General features: G+C 46.4%; 16 protein-coding genes. 9 read left to right on the forward strand and 7 right to left on the reverse strand.

The features are described 5' to 3' along the window. Nucleotides 1–16 precede the first annotated feature (16 nt). The gene (locus MKY42_RS04820) at nt 17–4354 is read left to right on the forward strand and encodes an S-layer homology domain-containing protein (protein WP_339849103.1); all 4338 of its coding nucleotides are present in this window, start codon (nt 17–19) and stop codon (nt 4352–4354) included. Between the two features lie 271 nt (nt 4355–4625). Here MKY42_RS04820 and MKY42_RS04825 read toward each other — a convergent pair whose 3' ends face one another. From MKY42_RS04825 to MKY42_RS04835, 3 genes are all read right to left on the reverse strand, one after another. Then, complete coding sequence (locus MKY42_RS04825) at nt 4626–5123, reverse strand: hypothetical protein (RefSeq protein WP_339849106.1); 498 nt, start codon at nt 5121–5123, stop codon at nt 4626–4628. A gap of 26 nt (nt 5124–5149) precedes the next feature. Continuing rightward, entirely contained in the window at nt 5150–5368 is a 219-nt protein-coding gene (locus tag MKY42_RS04830; protein WP_090893504.1) for a bacteriocin immunity protein, read from the reverse strand. Nucleotides 5369–5760: 392 nt separating this feature from the next. Next, entirely contained in the window at nt 5761–6750 is a 990-nt protein-coding gene (locus tag MKY42_RS04835; RefSeq protein ID WP_090893505.1) for a zinc-binding dehydrogenase, read from the reverse strand. Between the two features lie 136 nt (nt 6751–6886). On the opposite strand from MKY42_RS04835, the gene MKY42_RS04840 reads away from it, so the two are divergent. From MKY42_RS04840 to MKY42_RS04855, 4 genes are all read left to right on the forward strand, one after another. Then, entirely contained in the window at nt 6887–7762 is an 876-nt protein-coding gene (locus MKY42_RS04840) for a LysR family transcriptional regulator (RefSeq protein ID WP_339849114.1), read from the forward strand. Between the two features lie 6 nt (nt 7763–7768). Further along, nucleotides 7769–8869, forward strand: coding sequence for a beta-eliminating lyase-related protein (locus MKY42_RS04845; RefSeq protein WP_339849117.1), 1101 nt, complete (start codon nt 7769–7771; stop codon nt 8867–8869). A 199-nt stretch (nt 8870–9068) separates the two neighbouring features. Next, entirely contained in the window at nt 9069–9539 is a 471-nt protein-coding gene (locus MKY42_RS04850) for an SMI1/KNR4 family protein (protein ID WP_090893508.1), read from the forward strand. A 32-nt stretch (nt 9540–9571) separates the two neighbouring features. Next, nucleotides 9572–10477, forward strand: a complete 906-nt coding sequence (locus tag MKY42_RS04855; protein ID WP_339849120.1) for a LysR substrate-binding domain-containing protein — start codon at nt 9572–9574, stop codon at nt 10475–10477. A gap of 191 nt (nt 10478–10668) precedes the next feature. Here MKY42_RS04855 and MKY42_RS04860 read toward each other — a convergent pair whose 3' ends face one another. Together MKY42_RS04860 and MKY42_RS04865 are read right to left on the reverse strand one after the other, a co-directional pair. Continuing rightward, entirely contained in the window at nt 10669–11658 is a 990-nt protein-coding gene (locus MKY42_RS04860) for an aldo/keto reductase family protein (protein WP_090893512.1), read from the reverse strand. Nucleotides 11659–11798: 140 nt separating this feature from the next. Then, complete coding sequence (locus tag MKY42_RS04865) at nt 11799–12830, reverse strand: PocR ligand-binding domain-containing protein (RefSeq protein ID WP_090893515.1); 1032 nt, start codon at nt 12828–12830, stop codon at nt 11799–11801. A gap of 370 nt (nt 12831–13200) precedes the next feature. Here MKY42_RS04865 and MKY42_RS04870 point away from each other — a divergent pair, with 370 nt between their 5' ends. The 4 genes from MKY42_RS04870 to MKY42_RS04885 all read left to right on the forward strand — a co-directional run bounded on the left by MKY42_RS04870 (nt 13201) and on the right by MKY42_RS04885 (nt 19126). Beyond that, nucleotides 13201–14343 (forward strand): glycerol dehydrogenase, encoded by a 1143-nt coding sequence (locus MKY42_RS04870; RefSeq protein WP_090893517.1) that lies wholly within the window; start codon nt 13201–13203, stop codon nt 14341–14343. Then, nucleotides 14344–16113 carry a dihydroxyacetone kinase subunit DhaK gene (dhaK, locus tag MKY42_RS04875; RefSeq protein WP_339849126.1) on the forward strand — a complete coding sequence of 590 codons (1770 nt, stop codon included), beginning with the start codon at nt 14344–14346 and terminating at the stop codon, nt 16111–16113. A gap of 451 nt (nt 16114–16564) precedes the next feature. Next, on the forward strand, nt 16565–17743 hold the full coding sequence (locus MKY42_RS04880) for an alanyl-tRNA editing protein (RefSeq protein WP_090893520.1): 1179 nt from the start codon (nt 16565–16567) through the stop codon (nt 17741–17743). A 78-nt stretch (nt 17744–17821) separates the two neighbouring features. Further along, nucleotides 17822–19126: a DUF1963 domain-containing protein gene (locus MKY42_RS04885; RefSeq protein WP_179261478.1), complete on the forward strand. Its 1305-nt coding sequence runs from the start codon at nt 17822–17824 to the stop codon at nt 19124–19126. A 208-nt stretch (nt 19127–19334) separates the two neighbouring features. On the opposite strand, the gene MKY42_RS04890 is transcribed toward MKY42_RS04885, so the two are convergent. Further along, nucleotides 19335–19682, reverse strand: a complete 348-nt coding sequence (locus tag MKY42_RS04890) for a DUF1801 domain-containing protein (RefSeq protein WP_179261476.1) — start codon at nt 19680–19682, stop codon at nt 19335–19337. After that, entirely contained in the window at nt 19679–20254 is a 576-nt protein-coding gene (locus MKY42_RS04895; protein ID WP_177185617.1) for a GNAT family protein, read from the reverse strand. The genes MKY42_RS04890 and MKY42_RS04895 overlap by 4 nt, the downstream gene beginning before the upstream one ends. Between the last annotated feature and the right edge of the window lie 89 nt (nt 20255–20343).

The raw sequence follows: 20343 nt of genomic DNA on the forward strand, positions 1-20343 counted from the left end.
CAGAAGGAGAATACTAATGCGAAAAATGAAAAGAACAGCACAATTAGCCATGATTGCATTGCTCTTAAGTAATACTGTTCCAGTTGCTGCACAGAGTCGGGATTCAGCAGAGCAGACGATAACCCCATCTAGCATATCTTCAGGCTCCAATGCTACAAATCAATTAAATGATTCGATGAATAAGGCTGTAGGCATGGGGTTCATCAAAGGAGATCCAGATGGGAACCTTCGGGCGACCGATCCGATCACCCGTCAGGAACTGGCGGTTGTTCTTGCGCAGGCTCTCGGACTAACAACAAGTAAGAAAGTTTCAGAGCCATTTGTAGATGTGAACTCAGCTAGTTGGTCAGCACCTTCCATTCAAGCGGTGAAGAAGGCTGGTCTTTTGCAGGGAGATACAAAAGGGTATTTCCATCCACGAGCGGAGATTACCGGACAGGAATTGATCACCGTTTTGGTGAGAGCAACGGCTTATGCTAAACAAGGTAATCAAATAGAGTCACTTCCTTCGGAATGGAAAGGGGCAAGTGCGTGGGCGGCTCCTTATATCCAAGCTGCTGAGAAGGCTAATCTTCTAAGTGAATATCAGGGAGAGAATAAAGTTAAACAAGGTCTTGTTCGGGGCGAAGCCATAGGTATGATGTTGTCAGCCATCTTCCCAGAAACCCGCCTGTCTGTGGTCCAGTCAATCCATGGAAGCCAAGTTCAGATCAACGGAGTTGTCTATCAGATATCTGAACAAGTGGCAGGTCTTCTGAATGAACGTAACAAGGCTGTACTTGATCAGGCTGGTATACAGTTTAAGAGCCAAGATCATACAATTACCGAAATTAACGCCTTGGAAATTAGAAAAGGTGGAAAATCAGCACAGACAGGAGAGGCGGAATTCAGCCGTAATCTGTTATTGAATGCTGGGGAAACCACATTGAATGGAGATCTGACGATTAAGGCGGACTTCACTTCGGTACAAGGGCTTAAGATCAAAGGCAAACTGACGATAGCACCAGAGATGGAGCATGATTTCTATGCCAAAAATATAAAAGTAGAACAATCTATTTCAGTTCAGGGTGGCGACAGCAATACCGTTGTGTTCGAAGACTCTGTTCTAAACAATGTGAATATAGATAAAAGTGATGTACATGTGGTGTTCTCGGGCAGTACGAATGCTCAAGAGGTTAGTATTAAAACTGACAGTGCTCTTGAAATTGCAAACACAGCTGAGCTGTCTTTACTGAATATTGTAGATGGCGCGAGTAAGGTGGAAATGCAGGGAACTGTAGATACGGTCAAGTTGAATACGTCAAAGCCTCTGCAACTTAACGGTAATGTCAGCCTGCCACAATTAACGGTTGATGGGGTTGGTGCTGTTAATCTTAATGTAGCGGGTACCATTCAACGACTTCAGGTGAATAATGCAGCAGCACAGGTTAATATAACAGGGAATATTAAGGTTGCCGAGGTTTCTCTGGCTGCTGGAGTACTATCTTCGGCCGTAAGTGGAAACACCGGAACAGTAACTTCGAATGCGGCATCTTCTTCGTCAGGTGGAACGGGAGTGAGCGAAACAACTCCTGTTGTTGCCAATCGATCACCTGAACTGCTGAAGCCATTTGAAAATCGCAAGTTTACGGCAAATGGTCAGGGTAAGACGTTAAACCTGAACGACTATGTGACTGATCCGGATGGTGATTCAATAACGTATACGGTTGCTTCGTCCAAATCCTCAGTAGCTAAGGTTGTGCTTAGTGGATCAAATCTCGAAATTATACCCTTGGAACATGGTACAGCCACAATAACTGTGTCCTCGAATGATGGTCGCGGCAAAAGGCTGAGGTCCACATTTGACGTCAACGTGAATGCACCACCTCTTCCATCACCGATCCCGGATCAAGAGCTTATAGCCGGGTCAGGCAGCACAGATGTCCATCTCATGGTCTATGTTATGGATGATGAGAAATATGAATCGGAGCTGCTTTACAGTGTATTGAATAGTGCCCCGGAAATCGTGGATACGGAGATCGTAAAATCGGAATATGGGCAATCTGTATTGAGGTTAACGCCTAAAAAGGCGGGCGAAGTTGTTCTTAAAATCAAAGTGGATGATGGGCAAATCGCAGATGATGGCAGTACGGGTGTTACAGAACTCGACATGAGGGTTGTTGTTCTTCCACCACTGAATCGTGCGCCTATGGGAGAAGCTCCATCGAAAATAGACGTCTATCTGGGTGATGACATCCCTGTAGTGAAACTGAACGAGCTATATACTGATCCAGATGGTGATGCTTTAACGTATTCAGCAGCTTCATCCAATTCAGATGGGGTTGCTGTGGAGGAAAATGCAGGTGAGTTGAAGTTAACTGCTCTTCAACTTGGAACTTATACCATATCGTATTCCGTAAATGACGGTAAGGGCGGATTAACAAGTGGCACATTTGATATCAATGTAGATCCTATACCGAATTTGAATCCGGTAGGACAGTCACCTGGTTGGATTAACGTATATTTTGGTTTCTTACCAGATCGAATTCCATCTGTTAACTTAAATGATTATTATAGTGATCCAGACGGTGACCCGCTTACATTCAGCGCCAGTTCATCTGATCCGGATGGATTGATAGTGGAGGAAATTTCCGGAGTGCTGAATTTTACTGCTCTGAAATTTGGAGAATATACCATTAACTATTCGGTTGAAGATGGTAGGGGAGGTTTCGTTTCCACTGGTTTTCAAATAAGCGTTAATCCTAAGCCTAATGCTTCTCCAATTCTTACGAGTGATCTACCTGCTCAAACGTTGTTTCTGGGTAAGGAGGATATTGTCATTGATCTCTCACAATATTTTAGTGATCCAGATGGAGATGCATTAGAGTTTCAAACGCCAATTGACTTCAATAATTTCCTGATAGCAGAGATGAATATTCAAGAAAACAAGCTGATTATTCATCCCAAGCAAGTTGGGAAATTTCAAGCTGACATTATAGCAAAAGATGTATATGGCAAAAAGGCAACAGTCCCTATTGATGTAGAGGTCTTAGAATCAGGAAGCATTGGTTCGATTCCGGATCAAACGGTAACATGGCCTTGGACGACTGAGGATATAGACCTTACTCCGTACCTGCTGAATTTTGACATAAGTACATTAACGGTGGATGCCTCTTCTGAAGACGTCAATATTGCGGAAGTTTCTACTACTGGTTCGAGGGTATCTGTCGCTCCAATTGCGGAAGGACACACAACAGTGACGTTAACGGTGTATGATCAGACAGGACGAAGCGAGCAAGCGTCCTTTGGCTTGACCATACAAGGTGAGCCTGCTGGTCCTAATTTATCACCAGAGGTTGTAAGCAGTATTTACGAACAAGTTTTAACACCCAATGTAACGAACGATCGTACGTTTGATCTGAGTCAATTGTTCAGTGATCCAGATGGAGATGTGTTACAATTTGCAATTAGCAGCATTTCGAGCGAAGCAGTTAATGCAAGCATTAATGGTAGCCTGTTAACCTTGAAGCCGGGAACAGGTAATGCAGTAGCCCCATTAACCCTGACGGCGAAGGATGGAAAAGGTGGAGAGGCAGAGTATTCCTTTAATGTTCGTACCGCTTCTCTGGTGAATGATGGAGTGATGCAGATCAATACGAAATCAGGGGTGCAGGATGCTCTAACCTATTCAACTTCGAATTTGTTCCCGGGACAGACAAGTTTCAAACTATATAGTGGCACACCAGATTCGACGTTTACGGGACCGGATACGATAAATACGACTCAAATTACTTTAACCGCATCTCCGTTGTACTTCTGGATTATTGGAAATGATGGTAGAGCCGTGGTCGTTCAGGTCAATTCGCTTCCACAAGGCTCACCCGAGTTATTTTTCTCTCAATACATGGATGCAGGAGATGGACGTAGTGTTGTCCAACTGTACTATACTGGTGACGGTAATCCGTCTCACAAGGCAACAGGTTATCAAGTGGACGTGTATCAGTGGATGAAAAAGACGTCAACAATGAAGGTGACGACGAAAAATGTATTCGATGTTGTTCCAGGAATGCCTTTCATTTATATAAATTATATATTTTACGACTTTTTTGATATCACTTCAGCCACGTACTACAATGATGAACTGGAATTGTATAACCCGAATGAGTATAACGTCGTTGCTTTGGTTCTCAAAAAGGACGGAAGAATTGTCGATGTACTGGGAGACCCATCCTCGCATGATCAATTTATGCCTGCTGGTGGGACATTTATTCGCAAACGTGGGATTTACACGGGTTCACAACAGTTCTCATTAACAGGTGAGTGGAACGAGTTCCCTAAAGGAACTTTACAGTACGTGGGTAAACATACACCGTAGAGTTGAGGGTAATAAACCAAGAAATACAGTTTACTAGGTAGTATGTTTCATTAACGATATTAAAAATCCTTCATGCTCTGAACTTGAGTATGGAGGATATTAATATTTAACCGGAGATGGATACATACAGGGTCTGAGAATCTTGATCTTCGGTTCCTCTGTTCATTCGGACAGATTTCGTAGCAGCTTCTCCTGGTTTTGATTCAGTTTTCATAAAATTCATGTTGATGTGAAAGGTCATGTCCGCTCACTAGTCATCATTATCACTTCCTTAATTCAAATGCAGTACCCGCTTCGCGGAAGCGCCAAAATCAGGATCGTATTGAAGCGATTCTAGCGCGGATGTGGCACCAGAAACATGTTGATGTGCAACAAGAATAGCAAAGGCCGCTGCTTTGACCAAAATATAGGCTTCCCCCTCCAAAACCTCCTGAGCCAACTTGATCTCCGCTTTGGTAATAGGCAATAAGGCGAGAGTTTGCAAGACGTAATTCTGTACATCCTCATCTTCTTCTGGATTACGAACAAGTTGTGCGGCAGCATGAAGGATCTCACCTAGAAGAGCAGAGGTGCATGCCATACCAAGAGCACGCCATGCTTCGATGCGCACCAGATCTTCTTCGCGAGAATCCATGCCAATAGTGAGAATTTGCTGAGCAAGGTGGTTATCCGTCAGATCGATCAGATCACGAAGGGCCTGTAGTTTTTCTTCTCCACTGATAGTGCTCAAATCAGGCTGTTCATTGTTGTTATGATTCAGATCCGACATATCCGTCATTAACCTCCTGAAGTATGTTAGGGCTGGGGCGGAAGAATGATGGGACGAGCAGTCAGCGCCTCCTCCACAATCTGCTCGGGTGTCAGATCTCGATCATCCCAGAAAATGAGATTGCTGATCTCCGCGTAAGGCAATTGCTGCTGCAGCTCGTTTAGCATCTCATCCAGTTCATCCTCGGTTCCTTCGGCATTCATTAGCTTGCGAACTAATTCTACCAAGTGCAAATGATTAGACATATCGATACCTCCTGAATGATTCATAGAGTGAATAATTTAGTCTTTCATGGGTTGATCCAATGGATCATATGTAACGATCACTGGTAAAAATTGAGGCTCAAGCATCAGGCTAATGAGTTGTTCGTCTTGATCAGCATAAGAAATGAGATAGCTCCCAAAATGAGATTCATAGATGAAATCCCTGTATTGAAAGGAGCGTTCGGGGTACTTTATGTTCACATATAGCGTAGTTACCCCGCGGGCAAGGGTTGCTTTCAACAACGGAATTTGAGCCAAAAGTATAATTACGACCAGAACAATGGCTGTACGTTTAGCGAGACGGGTCAGATGGATTCCCCCATTATCGTAAAATGATTTTTACCAAGTAATGAAGGTCCATCTATAACCAGATGTCACTCCACGAGTATAGCAAGATTGCCAAACTGTTCTCCCTTTTCCATACGTTCGAATGCTTTGGCTGTGTCTTGTAGCGGATATATGCTATCGATTACAGGATGTATATCATGTTCTTCAACCCATTGGAGCATCTGGACAAACTCTTCACGGCTGCCCATGGAGGTGCCAATCAGGCTAACTTGCGGGAAAAAGATCGAACGGATCGGAACAGCCAGATCATCTCCAGAGCTTGCACCATACATCACGATACGGCCACCTGGTCTGATTATATCAAAATATTTGGGAAACATGGCTTGTCCGATGCTATCCAAGATGAGATCAATAGGATTAAGATCGTTCTGCAGACTCCAGTCTGCATGACTGTCCAGAGCTTGGAAAGCGCCCAGACGCAGAGCCTCATGTATCTTGGCTTCACTTCTGGATGTAACGGTTACCTTGGCACCAGCAGCTATGGCTATAAGCAAAGCATAGGTCGCTACACCGCCGCCAATGCCGGGAATGAGGATATGTTCACCCTGCTTAAGTTCGCCACGAGTGAATAGGGCGCGGTATGCTGTCAAAGCCGAAAGGGACAACACCCCTGCTTCCGCCCAGGATAGATGAGAGGGTTTGGGCAAGGCATTTCTAGCAGGCAGCGTAATATATTGTGCGAGAGTTCCATCCGTAGGGCCTCCTACAATATCGGGCACAATGGGCACGTCTACTGCGTGGTCCCAACCAAGAGTAGGGTGGATAATGACCTCATCACCTACAGATAAGCCATCTACACTTTCTCCAATCGCTATGATTACACCTGCTCCATCGGAACCAAGAATGAGTGGTGTATCCTGAAATGTACGTCCTGCCATGATGAACAGATCACGATGATTAATTCCAGCAGATTTCAGTTGGATCTGTACTTCACCGGCTTCTGGTGCGCGAGATGTTGACTCTGTATATTGAAGACCTTCAAGGCCGCTCTGGCCGGAATGTATAATAGCTTTCATTTTCAAAAATCCTCCTTGTGTATAAAAAACTTCACTACTGAGCCTCATTGTACAGATGGGGCAGATTCACGTAAAATGAACAAAAATGAATGTCAGTATCAATTCAGATCATAGATAACAAGCAGGTGATCAGGGCATGGATGCAGGAGATTTGAGAATATTTCAGGCGGTTGCCCGCGAAGGCAGTATCAGCAAAGCAGCAGTAGCGCTGAATTATGTGCAATCCAATGTAACAACACGAATTAAACAGTTGGAAGATCAGCTGCAGGTACCGCTGTTTCATCGCTCCAACCGGGGCATGTCGCTCACACCAGCGGGTGAGAATTTGCTGGGATATGCGGATAAAATATTACATTTATTATATGAAGCGGAGCAGGCAACGCAGATCGGAAATCCACCTTCAGGTATGCTTCGTGTTGGTGCGATTGAGACCGCAGTCTCCAGTTATCTGACGCCGCTGCTCGCTGAATACCGTTTATGTTACCCCGAGGTTCAGCATTCGTTAATTACAGGGGGTACACATGAACTCAATCAGAAGGTCATTCAACATGAGCTGCATGGGGGTTTAATATATGGCCCGGTCGACCACCCTGAGCTGAACTATATGAAAGTGTACGACGAAGAATTGGTGCTGATTGCCGAACCCGGGACCCATAAAATGCATGATTTATTGCGTAAACCCATGTTATTCTTTGAAGTAGGGTGTACTCATCGCGAACAGGCAGAAGCCTTTTTGCAAGATCAAGGCGTGCACACCCTCAATGTCACGGAATACGGAACATTGGACACTATTCTGAATGGCGTATCTGCCGGGTTGGGTGTGTCATTGCTCCCACGCTCCTCGGTTACTAAAGCAGAGCGAAGAGGCGAGGTTGCAGTGTTATCTTTGCCTGATCCGTACCGCAGGTTGGAAGTGGGATTTGTGCATTCCCGGAGTGAGCATCTATCCGGGGCGCTGGGTGCATTGGTGCAGATGATAACGAACCAAAAAACCAGGACAATAAAGGAGTAAATAACCTTGAAGAATACAGAGTTAACATTAGCGGAAGCTTTTAATCAGGCAGAGTTTATTATAGGCGGTCACGGAAGTCGTAAAGTCAAAGTGCTTCAGAAAGCGCTGGAGCAGGTGGATGGGGAACAGTATAGTGATCATTATGGCAACGGTAAAATCATTGATCAATTCCAGCAGCAGATGGCTGACGTTCTGGGCAAGGAATCGGCTGTATTTTTCCCCAGTGGTACGATGGCACAGCAAATTGCGCTACGTATCTGGTGTGACCGCAAAGGCATCAAGCGGGTAGCCTATCATCCTTTATCTCATCTGGAAATCCATGAGGAAGACGGACTGAAGGAACTGCATCAGATTGAAACCGTTTTGCTGGCGGACGAGGACCGACTGATTCGATTGGAAGATGTAGAGGGGATGAATGAGGAAATTTCCTGCCTGCTGCTTGAACTGCCTCAACGCGAGATTGGTGGACAATTGCCTGCCTATGAAGAGTTGGAAGCAATCTCGGCTTATTGCCGTGAACGTGGAATCAAGCTTCATCTGGACGGGGCACGCCTGTTCGAAATCACGCCTTATTATCAGAAGACACCCGCCGAGATTTGCAGTCTGTTCGATAGTGTCTACGTGTCTTTTTACAAAGGCATTGGAGGAATTGCTGGGGCTATATTGGCAGGAGATACGGATGTCATGCAAGAATCGAAAATATGGAAGCGTCGGCACGGCGGCGATCTGATCGGCCTATATCCGTATATTCTTAGTTCTCAATATTATTTCAATGAACGAATTGGCAAAATGGGGCTTTATTATGAGCAGGCGAAAGAACTTGCTTCCTTGTTAAATGCGTGTCACGGTATACGTACATTGCCAGAAGTACCCGTCTCCAATATGTTTCACGTACATTTCCCCTTGGCCCAAGCCGAAGTGGAGCGTATTCTGGCATTCATGACACAGCAATTCGGCTTAGGGTTTACTTCATACTTGCAGCAGACCAGTGCTCATAGCTGTGCCTTTGAATTGTCAACGGGGGATCGTTATCAGAATGTACCCAAGGACAAGCTGCATTCAGCGCTGCAATGGTTGGATGAAGAACTGCGGAAACATGTGAACTAAAATAAAGCTATGCTAATTCTGCCTTATCCACTTGTTGGATAGGGCATTTTTGTTGCAGGAAAAGAAAGATAGCTGACGAAAAGTACTTTAATGCAGTAATAACAGCAATAATGCAGCTTCTAGTATCATCGCGTCGTTAATAGTGAACATATTCGTGGACCACAATTTCATTGATTTTCATTTATAAGGAGGAGTTCAAGTGGAGTCAATACGTTTGGAGTCCATTCGTGATCTTTTGGTGGAAGCATACAATACAACCATGGGAGAAGGGTGTACTCCTGAAACGCAACAAAGCATTGAGGATTTTGAGCAAAAGTTTAATGTGAAATTGCCCGCAGTGTATCGTGAGCTCTTGCTTGAATTTGGTGCATGCAACTTCGGCGATCCTGCCGTGTATTCGGTGAAAGAATTGAATTGGGCATATCCCGAGTTCCTGGAAGTATACCGTGAATATGAGAAGGAATACGAGTTGCCCGCTGAGTTGCAACCATTTCCAATTGGTGGGTTTGGCGAAGGAAGCATTGCTATACTGGATCAAAATTCTGGCAAGGTTCTGATGTTAATCCACGATGCGGGAGAACTACCTCTTCGTGAGATAGCCGTGGACTTTAATGAATTAATGACGATGCTGGCTGAATCAGCCGTTTGGGTTCAGGAACAGATGAAGTAAGAGGTCAGACAGAAGGGAAGTACATCAGGCGAATGGATATCCGAAAATTACGATACTTTATCACCGTGGCGGAGGAGCTTCATTTCCACCGTGCGGCAGAGAAATTAAATATGACGCAGCCGCCGCTGAGCCAGCAGATTCAGAATCTGGAAGAAGAGCTTGGCGTGAAGCTGTTGGAACGCACGAAAAAAATGGTTCGTCTCACGGCGGCAGGTGCCGTATTTCTGGAACAGGCGAGGCTGATCATGGCCCAACTTGAACGCTCCATCCAGCTTACGCAGAAGGCTGACCAGGGCATCATTGGACATTTAACGGTTGCTTTTGTGGATTCTGCTTCGGGGAGTATTATGGTCGATGTGCTGAGAAAATTCCGAGCTGCGTACCCGCAGATTGAACTTACGTTGCGCGAGATGACCTCGTCCGAACAATTGCAGGCACTAGCAGATGGACAGATCCATATTGGATTTTTGCGGTATCCGGATCATAACGGACATTTGTCGTTCCGGGTCTGTCAGACGGAAACATTACTTGCAGTGCTGCCAGACCATCACCCTTTAGCTTCACAGACTCAGGTGTCCATAACAGAGCTGGCGAACGAAGATTTTATTTTATTCCCGCGGCATCTGGGGTCTCCGTTTCATCGTCTCGTTCTGGATTATTGCAGGGAGCATGGTGTAGATCCTCGTATTACACAGGAAGCCATTCAGATGTACACGATTGTGAATCTCGTGGCAGCGGGCATGGGCATCTCCATCGTTCCTTCTTCAGTAGATGTGTTCGAGCGGAGGGGTGTGGTATTTCTACCACTAATAGAAAGTCCGCCCTCCGTACCGTTATACACGGCATGGCGGACGGACATGAATCAGGAAGTGATTTCCCGTTTTATGAATATTGTAGATGAAATTGTTGAAGGGGAATATAAGTTGAACAAAAAATGATTTACACTAGCACTTCGATGACAGAACAACCTTCCAATCGGAAAATCTGGGGATAAGCGTATGCTTCCGATGCAGCTTTCTTGTAGAAAGCTTGTAACTTCGCTTTTTCAGGTTTTTTCTGTCCTCTCCGTTGTCGTGCAAATGATTAGTTCAACTTATATAGTATGGTTAGAGTAGTTTAAGAAGAGCTACTAACCCGTCTTGGCAGGGTCTCTTTCAATCCACTCACCCAATATTTCATCAATGCGGGACAGGATGTCCCGATCCAGTTGAACACCAGAGGCTTTTACATTCTCAAGAACTTGTTCTGGACGAGATGCGCCAATAATGACGGATGACACATACGAATGCTGGAGAACCCAGGCGACGGCAAGTTGAGGGAGCGTCAGCCCGATGTCTTTCGCCAATGGAATAAGCTGCTGAACAGCAGTCAGAACGTCGTCACGTAACCACCGACCAGCAAGATTGTTGAAAAAGGGTGCTCCAGCCTCGGCCGCTGCACGTGATCCGGCTGGGATCGCTTCGTGCGGGATATATTTACCCGATAGTATGCCCTGAGCCAGGGGAGACCATGTAATGTGGCCCAGACCTGCTTGTGTACTTGCTGGCACAACTTCCTGCTCAATAACACGCCATAACATCGAATACTGTGGTTGGCTCGCAATAAAGGGCACGCGAAGCTCCTTAGCAAATGCGGAAGCCTCTTCAATCTGAGCAGCAGTCCATTCGCTAACTCCAATATAGTGAACCTTGCCCTGACGAACCAGATCGGCAAATGCAAGGAATGTTTCCTCCAGCGGCGTATTTGGATCATAACGGTGAGCATAATAGACGTCGATATAATCGGTTTGCAATCTTTGCAATGAAGCGTTGCAGGCCTCCATGATATGTTTGCGGGAAAGTCCTCTGTCGTTGCGACCTGAGCCGGTTGGATGACAGACTTTGGTGCACAGTTCAATACTTTCTCTTCGGATCTCCTTAAGAGCATGTCCCAACACAGTTTCTGCCTTGGTATTGGAATAGACGTCTGCCGTATCAAATGTCGTGATACCTGCCTCCAAAGCAGCCTGAACACAGGCTTTTGCGATTCCATCATCCACTTGTGCTCCATGTGTAATCCAGTTCCCCAGTGAAATTTCACTGACGGTTAGACCGCTGTTTCCTAATTTGCGATATTCCATTCGTGACGCCTCCCTAAGTAATCTGGACTCCATTGTAGCAATGGCAGATTAATAGGTGAAATATCTTTTAACCTCATCTTTGATACGAAAAAGATATCACTGAGTTTTCTCTTGTAACAAAAACGTATAGTTAGGCTTGCTCATTGTTCCTGCATGTATTTGCGATAGAGGGCAGGCGTAATCTCCTCAAATTTTTTGAATATTCTGATAAAATAACCCGATTCATTGAACCCCAGTTCATCACTGATCTGCGACACGGGCATGTCCGTAACCTCCAGCAATTGCTTGGCCCATTTGATTTTGAGTCGTGCAATATAAGTCGTGAAGTTCTCTCCCGTTTCCTTGGCAAACAGCCTGCTGAAATAACTTGGACTCAGGTGGCACAGATCGGCCATTTGTTTGAGTGAGACTTGCTCACTCTTGTGACTGTGAATATATTCAAAAGCAGGTTGGAGCACCGGGCTGGAACTCTCTGTATCGCTTGGGCTGTTTTTAAGATAGGCATCCGCAATCGCATTGGTCATTTCTTTTTTGATCGACTCAATATTACGGATGGAGTATCCAGGCAGAATCGTGGACAGATTCAGAGACTCCTGATGCCCCGAAGCTTTCTCGAACATTTCCACCAGCAAATTTTTGTTTAGTGCTTCCTCCACAATGTAGTTACAAAGTAAAGAAAGCATGTTGGAAATTTTCACAACCTCTTCATAGGTCATGACCGGCAGCTGGTCATAATCGTCCTGTAATTCCTTTAGCTTTGCAGCATGCATTGGCACGTTCTTGGACGTGACGATCTGTTCCAGTTCCGTACCTTTCTCCGGGTCAGCGAGCTTAACTTGTCCTGCCATTACGGCACCGATATATTTCCCATCAATCGTGATAGGAATCGCGATATCCACGATATTGAAATGACACAGGTAGACATAAGGCTCGTTCAATCGAACGGCTTCCAGACCACCACGAGAATCACATTTCTGGCAGTAGGGGAGCAGTTCGGGATCTTTGCGAACATTTTGGCAAAAGGACTGACAGCTGCTATGGCTGGTTACGGGAATGCCTTTATAGTCGACGGTTAGAATAGCCAGCTTGGTCACGGTGGCAAGGGAATCCTGTAGACGCTTCCATTTATTCAAATCAAGGATTTTATTGATATGCAGATATTCTTTAATCATGAATGGAACCCTCCATAGCTAACCTGATGAAAGATTTTGTTCGTTAAAAGTTAGCAAGTTGTACATATTAAGATGAGATAATGACGGGTAATGTATAGAAGATGTCAAAAATTAACCTATCGCATGACAATAAGATACCATGTTTCCGTTGAAAAGCAAAAAATTACGATTGCAAATTATAATAATTTGTTATCAAAGTCCACTGTAAACCTCACATGCATGGTATATATTTAGGTTAATTGTGAGCATTTAAAATTTAATGTATAAGTTCATCCAAGAATGACATCAGGTACCCTTGTTGTAGGTATGCAGAACATTTATGCAGTAAACGAACTTAACTTATATCATCCATAGGAGGGTCTATATCATTATGAGAAAAGCATTTATTAGCCCAACGAAATATGTGCAAGGCGAAGACGAATTATTGAACCTCGGTTACTTTGTGAAATCCTTTGGTGAATCTGCATTGCTGATCGCACATCCGGATGATGTGCAGCGTGTAAAGGCGAAGCTCGATGCAACGGCACAGAAATTCAATATTACGTTTGTTGAAAGCGGTTTTAAAGGGGAATGTTCCCGCGAGGAAGTTGCTCGTCTGCAAGAGATCGCGAAGGAAAAAGGATGTCATTGTACCATCGGTCTTGGTGGCGGTAAAGCGATCGACGCAGCCAAATGTGTGGCAGAAGGTGAAGCGCTGATTATCTGTCCTACCATCGCAGCAACGGATGCGCCAACAAGTCACTCGGCTGTGTTGTACACCCCGGAAGGTGCTTTTGATGACTACGCTTATTTCAAACAAAGCCCAAGTGTTGTTCTCGTGGACACAACGGTTATCGCAAACGCCCCAACACGTTTCCTCGTATCGGGTATGGGTGATGCATTGTCGACATACTTTGAAGCAAGAGCTACAGCGAAGTCGTACTCTCGTGTGAACGCAAGTCTGCCGATGGGCTCCCGTGAAGGATACACGCCATCCGCAGTAGGTACGAATGCAGCACTTGCCCTTGCAAAACTGTGTTATGAAATGCTGCTGACTGATGGATTGAAAGCAAAAGTAGCCAGTGACAGCAACGTCGTGACTCAAGCGCTGGAAAACATCGTTGAGACCAACATTCTGTTGTCTGGTCTTGGATTTGAAAGTGGCGGTCTGGCTGCTGCCCATGCGATCCACAACGGTTTGACTGTTCTGGAGGGTACACATCACTTCTTCCACGGTGAAAAAGTATCCTTCGGTACGATTGCACAACTCGTCCTCGAAAATGCACCAACCGAAGAGCTGCATGAAGTCATGGACTTCTGTCTCGCGGTGGGACTGCCTGTAAGCTTGGCGGATATCGGTGTAGATACCATTAGTCAGGAAGAGTTGTTAAAGGTGGCCGAGATCGCATGTATTCCGGAAGAATCCATTCACGCCATGCCGTTCCCGATTACTGTTCCTGAAGTGGCTGCTGCCATTGCGGCTGCTGACCGTATGGGACGGGACTACAAAAAAGCTCGCCGGGAGGCGAAATAAATGAAAAAAATTATCAATCAGGCTGAAAATGTCGTCATGGAAATGTGCAACGGGATTGCGCTGGCGCACCCGGAGCTTGAATTTTTGAAAAAATATAAGGTCATTAAACGCAGAGAGATTAATGGGGACAAAGTCAGCCTCATCAGCGGAGGCGGCAGTGGTCATGAGCCTGCTCATGCGGGTTATGTTGGCAAAGGCATGCTGGATGCTGCGGTCTGTGGAGATGTATTCGCATCTCCTTCCCAGATTCAGGTATATCAGGCGATCAAGGCCACAGCCAGCAAGAAGGGCACGCTGCTAATCATTAAAAACTACAGCGGCGACATGATGAACTTCAAGAACGCGGCCCATCTTGCCGAGGAAGATGGCATTGATGTGCAATATGTACGGGTTGAGGATGATATTGCTGTTCAAGACAGTTTGTATACGGTAGGACGCCGCGGCGTTGCCGGAACTGTACTGGTTCACAAAATCGCTGGTGCCGCTGCCGAAGAAGGCCGCAGTCTGGCAGAGGTGAAATCCGTTGCTGAGAAAGCAGCCCTGAACGTACGCAGCATCGGATTTGGATTCACATCCTGCACCGTGCCCGCCAAAGGCACACCGACATTTGAAATCGCTGAAGATGAGATGGAATTCGGTGTGGGCATTCATGGTGAGCCAGGTATTCGCCGCGAGAAATTGGTATCTGCGGATGAGCTTGCAGGACGCATGGTTGAAGCGCTGCTTGCAGACATGAAGCTGGACAACGATGTATCCGCTGAGATTGCTGTGCTTGTGAATGGTTTTGGTGCGACACCTTTACAGGAGCTTTATCTGCTCAACAACTCGGTTCAGCGTGAGTTGGCAAAACATTCAGGTCTGGGTGTAGCCACTACGTTTGTTGGCAATTACATGACGAGCATCGATATGGCAGGCGCATCGGTAACCATCCTGAAACTGGACGATGAATTGAAAACGTTGTTGTTCAAAGAAAGTGATACACCTGCTTTCAAAGTGTCTGGTCCTCCAGTAGCACAAGTAGCATATTCCGAAGCGTTGGAAGCCGTCGTGACTGAAGATGCGCCTGTATCCTATGAAGTGGAGACACCTGCAACGTCTGCGGTAATCAACAACAATCAATTCTCCCTGGATAATATCGTCTACCTGATCGATAAGATGAGTGAGATCATCATTAAGAACGAAGTACCCTTCTGTGAACTGGATTCCCATGCGGGTGACGGCGACTTTGGCATGAGCGTAGCAAAGGGCTTCAGACAGCTCAAGCGTGAATGGAACCATATCTTGAATGAAGAGAAAAAGAATATCGGTTCATTCCTCGATGCATGCTCTCTTGTCATTATGGAATACTGCGGCGGTGCCTCCGGTCCAATCTGGGGTTCGGCATTCCGGGCGGCAGGCAAAGCCGTTGGGGACAAGCAGCAATTGAACGTTGCAGAGTTCGCTGACATGATGCAGGCGGCAGTACAAGGCATTCAATCTACAGGGGAGCGCTCCTTCGGACGTGGTGCCGTTGTAGGTGACAAGACATTAATTGACGCACTTGTTCCTTGTGCAGATTCATGGACGCAAAGTGCGAAGTCTGGAGATAACTTCCAAACGGCGTTTGCCAAAGGTGCTGAAGCCGCGGTAGAAGGCGCGAAGAAAACAGAAGACATTGTGGCACGCATGGGCCGCGCGGGTGCTGTTGGTGATCGCAGTCTCGGATACCCGGATGCTGGCGCCTATGCGCTGGGTGTTATTTTCACAGAGCTATCTGAGTCAATGAAATAAATATGGAGTGCAACGAGATTACACTTGGCCACTCCGATTGCAGACCATACTTGATTTAGACACTCAGTAACTACACAGACAGAAAACCTTTCGATCTCTCTTACCCCCGGATTTCAATGATTTTCCCCTGAAGGGAGAAATCCGGTGATAAAGGAGCACGCTCCGCTTCTTCAGGTCCTTTCTGTCTGTTTCGCTCTTGTGTCTATACCAAATTAATATGACTGCATCTTGTTTTGGTGTAATCATAGGTACAAACCATATCCAACGTTTCATTAAACGTGGATAGTGGATATAAGTAAGGAGACCGCTCTGTAGCTTGGCTTACAGAGCGGTCTTTTTTTGATATGGAAAAGCGAAGATGTGAGTCGGAAAATTTGGCTTGGCGGTTCCAGATAGTGTAATCTGGAGAGTATGGACAGCCATTTGAAAGAGAAGGGATCGGGATGATTCGATGACGCAAAAAATCTATTATGACTCGGCATACACACGCGAGTGGCATACACAAATTACAGGCAGAGTGGACAAGGAAGACGGTATATATGTGACGCTGGCAGAGACGGCTTTTTATCCGCATGGGGGTGGACAGCCTTGTGATCTGGGACAGATCGGCGGCATGGATGTGTTGGATGTAATTAGTGAAAATGATGAGGTGCTGCACAAGCTGGAGCGTGCGCCGGAGCAGAATGACGTGGATTGCCACATCGATTGGCAGCGCAGATTCGATCATATGCAGCAGCATAGCGGGCAGCATTTGCTATCGGCTATTGCGCTGAAACTGGCAGATGCGATGACGTTCAGTTTTCATCTGGGCACAGATTATATCACGATTGATGTGGCCGCAGCCGAATTGGGAGCGAACCAACTGGCTGCCATTGAAATGGAGGTCAATCAGCAGATATACCGAAATGCCAAAATCAGCAGTTCCTGGGTCACAGCGGAAGAAGCGGCCCGTCTGCCGCTGGTGAAGCAGCCTTCCGTCACCGAAGATATTCGCATCGTGGAAATCGAGGGTGTGGAATATAACGCTTGTGGTGGAACACATGTGTCAGCCACTGGCGAGATCGGGATCATTAAACTGTTGAAAACCGAGAAAGTGAAGGGCGGCACCCGGATTTATTTTAAATGTGGATACCGAGCACTGAATGAGTTCAACGCCGCGCAAAGCGTACTGACCGGAATTACAGCCAAATTGAAGACGAGCCGGGAAGAGCTGACGGATCGGATCGACAAAATGGAAGCAGAACAAAAGCAGCTGCAAGCAGAGCTGAACGTGGTGAAAGCTTCCAATGACGCTTATTATGCGCAGGAGCTTTTATCTGCACGGGAAGGGCTTGTCATTGCCCAAATCTTTGAGGACAAATCGCTCAAGGATATGCAGAGTCTGGCAACCAAGCTGACATCAGAACATGAAGGCCTTGTACTCTTTGCGAGCATCTCGGAGGCCAAGGTTGTATTGGCGCAGAACGGGCAGCCGCCAGAGTGGGCTTGTGGACCTTTCTTCAAGGGCAATCTCGGAGCCTACCAGGGCAAAGGTGGCGGCAGCGACAAGATGGCTCAGGCGGGCTTTGCCAGCAGCGAAGATGCGCTCGCATTTTATGAATTCACGAAGGAGCAACTGGGACATCACTAATCTACCTTCCCGCTGATCGATATGGATGGGACTCGATGGATCGTGAAGCGTGATCAATAGCAGAGGAGGTGCCAACGGATGACAGAACGCATTCCGTGCATACGAGAGGGGTGCCCAAATACGATTTTGCCAGCAACGGCTGCCCGAACAGGTGGGTACTGTATGCCTTGCAAGCAGGAGATGGAACGTGAGGCACGTCAAAGATACATTGAAGCCAATCGGCGCGACGTGAACTTGTATGAGGGAATGACGGACCCTGTGGAGATTTTGAAAGTTATGCATACACGCCAGGTTCATGATCCGCTAATCCGTTATGTGGCATACGATCATTCCAAAGAAGAAGTATATCTGTCCTTGTCTGCGGAGCAGCAAGCCCTCATGATTGAGTATGCGATGCAGCTGATTCGTTCAGGGGATGATGATACAGGTAAAGATATATTGGTATATCTGGTCTGTTACCATGATACCTCGTTGTCTGCACAGATTCCTGAGCTGCTGGAGCATGAAATTGACTACCCTGCCATTTTGTATAAGAGTGCCTCGCCCGAAGTACGTGATCAACTTTTGCAGCGGGTGAACACCGATGATGAGAATCGGAATAACCTGTTGCTCATGCTCGCCTATATTGGAGATGAAGTGGTCGTACGTCAGTTCCAGCAATGGAGGCAGTTGCCACCTCATTGGGCAGATCAGCTGCATGTTGCACCAGAGTACTATACAACCGAAGCCGGTTGGGAGTTAACGAATGAAGGTCAGCGCAGGGATTTATTCATCACCCCAAGTTATTCACTCTATAAAGTAAAAGGGAATGAAGGGGCAGACGACCCATCAATTGGCGATCCCATCTCCATGCTGCTGACCAGTGCCGATACCTGTGAGTGGTGTGGCAGTCAGTTAACGACCTTAATGGATTTGGATGTACGGCATCCAGCACTGCAGGACGTTGCTTGGAACAGTGAACGACTTCAAGTGCAGACTTGCATTAGTTGTAGTTGTTATGGCGTCGTTTATATGGAGATGGATTCAGCAGGTGAACCGTGCTGGAGTGCGCATAATGTGATGCCGATGGGAGCGGATAATCTTGACCCGGACGACGATGTTCAGCTTGCAGCGGATGCAGGGCAGCAGTTTCGGATTGCGACCACACCACGTCATGCGTTCCATGCCAGTGAGTGGGCGATGGAGCCTTCTGCTTCCCAGATTGGGGGCCATCCCGGATGGGTTCAGGACGCGGAGTACCCGAACTGTCCATGCTGCTCTTCTAGGATGCGGGCCGTTGGACAAATAGACTGGAGCGAGGTTGAGGAATACGGGGATGGCATGTATTACATGTTCATTTGCGAGCCGTGTCAGATGACTGCGGTATCTTATCAACAATCCTGATGAGGGAACTCTAATGATCTGTTATTGCATAGATGCGATTTAAATTGTAATAAATGCTGCACACCCAAAAGGGGCGATCCTATATGTGTTCAACAGTATAGGAAGCCCCTTCGTATGATCAGGTCAACCAGATATGCTGGTTGGCCTTTTTAATAGTTGCTATAGTCGGTTAGAAAAATCTATGACATGTTATATCCTCGATACCAGCTTAGAGTTCTGCCGATGCCTGTGTCAGAAGGCCAGCGAGCCACTCATAGTCCGGCGTATCTTTTTCCTTGATCTTGATGGTTTTGCGTTCCGCAGGGCCTTCAAATATCCCATCTGGCAGATCAAGTCCGGTTGCATTGAAGATCGTGAAGGATACAGCCGGCTTGGAAGGAGAGATGACCGCCGTATATTTACCGTTTTTCAGGAAATGAGGTTTTTTGTACTGCACACGTTCCTCTACTTCAGGGATGGACTCATGTACCAACTCCCGCAGTTTACTTGCAACCTGGACTTGCCATGGTACCGTGATCTGTTCGATAAATTCAGTGACTTCCTCATTCCTATTCATGCTTGTCCACCCTCCAATTTGATCTGATTGTGTGCTTCCCATTCCGGTCTTAGAATTCCCATCCATAAGCGATCATAGCGTTTTCCATCACGATACACGGCTGATCTAGCCCGACCTTCCAACTGAAAGCCGACCTTCTCATAGGCTCGGATGCCCTTGGCATTATAGGCGATGACATCCAGACCTACCCGGTCCAGATTCAATTCATGGAAGGCATACCGCAAAATAAGATTCAACGCTTCCGTTCCGTACCCCTTGTTGCGATGCTGTGCGAGTCCAATGCCAATGGCAAGCTGTCCGCAGCGGTTGTTCCATTCAATACTGTGAATGACAACGAATCCGATCAGTTGTTCATCCTCAAGCGTTCGAAGCCGGAAGTAAACTTCCTTGTCCTTCGTCTCGCCTTCATCTTCAAGCTGCTTTTCCGAATAAGGAATGGCAATATCCGTGTCCACATTTCGCAAATATTCGGGATCTTCATTCCATTGCAGCATGGTTTGCACGTCTTCAGCACGGGGCGGGGTCATTTTCAATCGTTTGCTATAAAACAGATTTTCAGTCGATAGTGTCATGATGATCTCCTATTCACAAATTAAGTTCGCTTCACCTAGCACGACAATTAGCTATATAAATTGAACTAAAAAAGATATTTACACATGCC

It is taken from the genome of Paenibacillus sp. FSL W7-1088 (assembly GCF_037969855.1).
GTDB lineage: Bacteria > Bacillota > Bacilli > Paenibacillales > Paenibacillaceae > Paenibacillus.